This window comes from Nodosilinea sp. LEGE 07298 (genome assembly GCF_015207265.1).
Lineage (GTDB): Bacteria > Cyanobacteriota > Cyanobacteriia > Phormidesmidales > Phormidesmidaceae > Nodosilinea.
On the sequence record NZ_JADEXE010000409.1, the window covers coordinates 1 to 4,892 of the forward strand.

4 protein-coding genes and 1 pseudogene are annotated in these 4,892 nt (G+C 57.2%); 2 read left to right on the plus strand and 3 right to left on the minus strand.

Annotation, left to right across the window (positions count from 1 at the left end):
• Both IQ273_RS36175 and IQ273_RS30495 read right to left on the minus strand, forming a co-directional pair.
• Positions 1-175, minus strand: a pseudogene (locus IQ273_RS36175) (plasmid pRiA4b ORF-3 family protein); the annotation flags it as partial.
• 64 nt (positions 176-239) lie between these two features.
• Positions 240-581 carry a hypothetical protein gene (locus tag IQ273_RS30495; protein ID WP_194026845.1) on the minus strand — a complete coding sequence of 114 codons (342 nt, stop codon included), beginning with the start codon at positions 579-581 and terminating at the stop codon, positions 240-242.
• A gap of 72 nt (positions 582-653) precedes the next feature.
• Between IQ273_RS30495 and IQ273_RS30500 the strand changes: the two genes are divergently transcribed.
• The gene (locus IQ273_RS30500) at positions 654-1,244 is read left to right on the plus strand and encodes a chromophore lyase CpcT/CpeT (protein ID WP_194026846.1); all 591 of its coding nucleotides are present in this window, start codon (positions 654-656) and stop codon (positions 1,242-1,244) included.
• Between the two features lie 36 nt (positions 1,245-1,280).
• Here the strand turns inward: IQ273_RS30500 and IQ273_RS30505 are convergent, their stop codons facing one another.
• Positions 1,281-1,772, minus strand: a complete 492-nt coding sequence (locus tag IQ273_RS30505; RefSeq protein ID WP_194026847.1) for a DUF29 domain-containing protein — start codon at positions 1,770-1,772, stop codon at positions 1,281-1,283.
• Between the two features lie 288 nt (positions 1,773-2,060).
• On the opposite strand from IQ273_RS30505, the gene leuS reads away from it, so the two are divergent.
• On the plus strand, positions 2,061-4,658 hold the full coding sequence (gene leuS / locus IQ273_RS30510; RefSeq protein WP_194026848.1) for a leucine--tRNA ligase: 2,598 nt from the start codon (positions 2,061-2,063) through the stop codon (positions 4,656-4,658).
• Positions 4,659-4,892 lie beyond the last annotated feature (234 nt).

Consider the following 4,892-nt stretch of genomic DNA (forward strand, 5'->3'; position numbering starts at 1 on the left):
GCCCCTTAACCACATAGTCGGCCTCCCCCGACCACCCCATCGCGGCTGCCAGCACCCGGTGCAGTGCTTCTAAGGAGGAATCGCTACATAGGCAAACCTGCCGCCAGATCGGCGGCTCGCTGTCAAGCAGTTCGACATGCAGACAAAAGGTCTCAACGGTTGATTTAGTCGTCATTGCAAAGATTCCGTGAGGGGATTGAGTTAGCGCCGAATTTCGATTTTGCTTAACCGCCCAAAAGTCATTCCCCCGCTCCAGCGTCAACTTGGTAGTTTGCTCCTGGCCAGATCTCGTTGATCTCGTCAGCCTGATGGTGGGCGGCAAAGCGCTCCCAGGTGATGCCGTTGACGTCTTTATCCATTGAGAATGACTCTGCCTCATCATCTTCCCAACCCAGGTGGCGCAGCTGACCCGGCGGCACTCCGGCCGCCTGACGAATCGAGAGGTTGAGATTGTCGGTACGCCAAAGGGCATAAATTCCCTCGACCACCAGGTCGGGACGGCAGCCCAAACGAGCCGAATAATCGGCCACAGAGGCGGCAATATCCTCAGTAGACAGAGCGATATGGAGCTTCTTCGCCACGGCATTTCCCAAAAGTCAGCACCGCCAAACCTGTAGACTAGAACCTTATCACGATGCTTTCTACACCCATCCATGACCCACGCTACCGATACTCACACCCTGGCCCGCTGGATGGCGGCAGACTTTAGCAACCAGCAGCAGGCCTTCGATAACCCGCCTCTGTTTGCCCACATTCGCGTCTGCATGCGCCCCCTGCCCACCACCACCCTCGACGGTCTGGGCTTTTATATCGAGCAGGCCTACGATTTTCAGCTCAATCAGCCCTACCGCGCTCGTGGCATGCGGCTCAGTGCCCAGGGCGACCACATTTTAATTGAGAACTACATGGTTAAAGATGGCGAAGCGTTCTATGGAGCGTCCCGAGATTTGGCCCAGTTAGCCAAGCTCACCGCCGACCACTTCGAAAAAACCCCCGGCTGCAACATGATCGTCCACTGGACGGGCACCAAATTTAAAGGGGCGGTCGAACCCGGCAACGCCTGTATGGTGACCCGCAACGGCAAGCTCACTTACCTCGACAGCGAGTTTGAAATCGACGCTGACCAGTTCATCAGCTGGGACCGAGGCCGCGACCCGGAGACGAACGAGCACCTGTGGGGGTCACTGGCGGGACCGTTTATGTTTAAGCGCCGGGCCAGCTTTGCTGATGAAGTGGGTGGGTGATGGGTTGCGCCCGTAATCCTCTTGATCCGCTGCACTTCAAGCTAGGAGACTCTGTGAGCTGAGAGCCTCAGCCACTTCGTAAGGTGGTGCGCTGGGGACAGCGTTTTCTGGTAGCTGGGATTTAAGCAAAACGTCTTCCCTGGCTTGCCGATAAGCGTCGGGATAGATATCGGTCAGCATTGCTCTCAGGCTGGGGCTATCGTCTAAAACGAGTTGAATTTGCCGCCGCTGCTCGATGATGGTGTTCCGCCAGCCCCGTTCGTTGTTGGCCCCTTCAGCAGACCAGTAATGGAGCTTGAGCAAGTGCTCTAGTAAGACAATGAGGCGACTTTTTAGTTCTCGTCGCTCACTGCGGCCCATGCTCTCAATTTCTTCAATAACATTGTCCCAGTCCACCTGATCAAAGGCTTTGGCCTTGAGTGCCCCAGCGGTCTGCTGTATCCACTGGTAGAAGTCGCTCTCGTACAGGCTGGGTTGGCCGTGGGCACCATCGGTTTTGTCAATTTGCTTTAGCGGTAAGTGTTCCATTGGCCTGTGTTCTACGAACGTAACTTGCGGTAAGGCAACTTCTGGAAAACAATTTCTCTAGAGATGGGCAGTGCCCACCCTACAGCGGATACGGTCGCTGATTAATGCTGGAATTTTCTTTCCTAGAAAACATTTAACCTCAGCACTTCGTTAGGCAAATTATGACAGGTCTCTGCTGAGGTGAGATCGGTGTAACAGCGATCGCCTGTTCCTCAACTTGCCTCCCTGCCGCCACTGCTCGCTATGATGGGGAACATCGCAGCAGTGCAGCAGTAGGAGCCAGGGACGGTGGAGTCCAAATATAACCCCGCAGAGATCGAGAAAAAGTGGCAGCAGGTTTGGGCCGAGCAGGGGCTAGACAAAGCTGTGGAGAACCCCGATCAGCCCAAGTTCTACGCGCTGTCGATGTTTCCGTACCCGTCGGGGAACCTGCACATGGGCCACGTGCGCAACTACACCATTACCGACGTAGTGGCGCGGGTGCGGCGGATGCAGGGCTACCGGGTGCTGCACCCAATGGGCTGGGATGCCTTTGGGTTGCCTGCTGAAAATGCGGCGATCGATCGCGGTATTCACCCGGCCAAATGGACGGAGCAGAATATTGACCAGATGAGGGCACAGCTGCAAGAGCTGGGCCTCTCCTACGACTGGGAGCGTGAAGTGGCCACCTGCGCCCCTGACTACTACCACTGGACCCAGTGGATTTTTATTCAAATGCTGCAAATGGGGCTGGCCTACCAAAAAGAGGCGGCGGTCAACTGGGACCCCATCGACCAGACGGTGCTGGCCAACGAGCAGGTGGATAGCGAGGGCAAATCCTGGCGATCGGGGGCGATCGTTGAGAAGAAGCTGCTGCGCCAGTGGTTCCTCAAAATTACCGACTACGCCGAAGAGTTGCTGCAAGACCTGGATAAGCTGCCCGGCTGGCCCGAGCGGGTGCGCACCATGCAGGCCAACTGGATTGGCAAATCGACGGGTGCTCAGGTGGTGTTCAAAACCGAGGGCGGCGATGCGCTGCCCGTCTTTACCACTCGGCCCGATACCCTGTGGGGGGCCACCTTTATGGTGCTCTCGCCCGAGCATCCGCTGGTGGAAAAGCTGACTGCCCCCGATCGCGTGGCCGCTGTAGACGACTACCGCAAATCTGCCGCCGCCAAGAGCGAGATCGATCGCACTGCCGAAGACCGCGAGAAAACCGGCGTGTGGACCGGCAGCTACGCGGTGAACCCGGTGAACAATGCCAGAATCCCCATTTGGATTGCCGACTACGTGCTGATGGGCTACGGTACCGGGGCGATTATGGCAGTGCCCGCCCACGACCAGCGCGACTTTGAGTTTGCCCGCAAGTTTAATCTGCCGGTCAAGGTGGTGGTGCAGCCCGAGGGTGAGACTCTAGATGGCGACACCATGACTGCCGCCTGGGCGGGCGCAGGGGTAATGGTGAACTCTGGCCCGCTGAACGATATTCCGGCAGGTAAGGGCGAGGCTGAAAGTGTGCCAGCCGCCATTCACTGGTTGGAGGCCAATGAGAAGGGCCAGGGCGAGTCGAACTACCGCCTACGTGACTGGCTGATTTCGCGCCAGCGCTACTGGGGTGTCCCCATTCCGGTGGTGCACTGCCCCGAGTGCGGCATTGTGCCCGTGCCCGACGACCAGCTGCCGGTGACCCTGCCCGAGGATGTAGAGTTTTCGGGTCGCGGCGCGTCGCCGCTGGCCCAGCTGGGCGACTGGGTGAATGTGCCCTGCCCGGCGTGTAACCGCCCTGCTCGGCGCGAGACCGACACGATGGACACCTTTATTGATTCGTCGTGGTACTTTTTGCGCTACACCGATGCCAAGAATCCTGGGCAGGCCTTTGACTCAATTAAAGCCAACGGCTGGATGCCGGTCGATCAGTACGTGGGTGGCATTGAGCACGCCATTCTGCACCTGCTGTACTCGCGGTTTATTACCAAGGTGCTGCGCGATCGCGGTCTGATCTCCTGTGATGAACCCTTCAAGCGGCTGCTGACCCAGGGCATGGTGCAAAACACCGCCTACAAAAACCCTAAAACGGGTAGGTACGTCGCCCCTGAAGACGTTACCGATCCTCAAAATCCTGTAGACCCCGATACAGGCGATGCCCTGGAGGTGTTCTACGAAAAAATGTCGAAGTCGAAGTACAACGGCGTTGACCCCAAATCGGTGCTGACCAAGTACGGGGCCGATACCGCCCGCATGTTTATTCTCTTCAAGGCTCCGCCAGAGAAAGACCTGGAGTGGGATGACGCCGATGTTGAAGGCCAGTTCCGCTTTCTCAATCGCGTCTGGCGGTTGGTGACCGAATATATTGCCACTGTAGGGGCGAACGGTGGTTCGCCCTCCAAGGATTTGGCCCCAGCCGATCTCTCCAAAGACGAGAAAACCCTGCGCCGCGCCATCCACACCGCCATTCAAGCGATCACCGAAGACATTGACGGTGACTACCAGTTCAACACCGCCGTCTCTGAGCTGATGAAGCTGAGCAATGCCCTCACTGATTCCGCTGCCAAAGATTCCCCTGTCTACACCGAGGGCATTCGCGATCTGATCCAGCTCTTGGCCCCCTTTGCCCCCCACCTAGCCGACGAACTCTGGCACCAGATAGGCCATAGCGAGTCAGTTCATTGCTCCCCCTGGCCTGTGTTCGACCCCAGCGCCCTGGTAGTGGATGAAATTACCCTGGTGATTCAAATTATGGGCAAAACGCGCGGCACTCTGGAGGTACCTGCCGATTCGGACAAAGCCGCGCTCGAAAAGTATGCCCGCGAGTCGGAAGCCGCCCAGCGCTACCTGACCGGCAAGGAGATTAAAAAGGTGATCGTGGTGCCTGGCAAGCTGGTCAACTTTGTGGTGGGTTCGGAGTAGTCTGCCAAGGCAAAGGTGACAGGTTTAGGGTGTACGGTGCAAGGTATACGGTTCACGGTCTGACCTTAAACCGTATACCCTTTCTGTATAACCTTTTTTGGCCCTTCAGCCTTTTGCTGGATGGATAATTAGCCACCCCTAGGGCTGAAAAAATTGAGCGCTTAAATGTTCATCTGATGGACTTTGGCTTTAGGATGGGCACCTTGGCCCATAGAGTAACCTGTGCCTATGCCC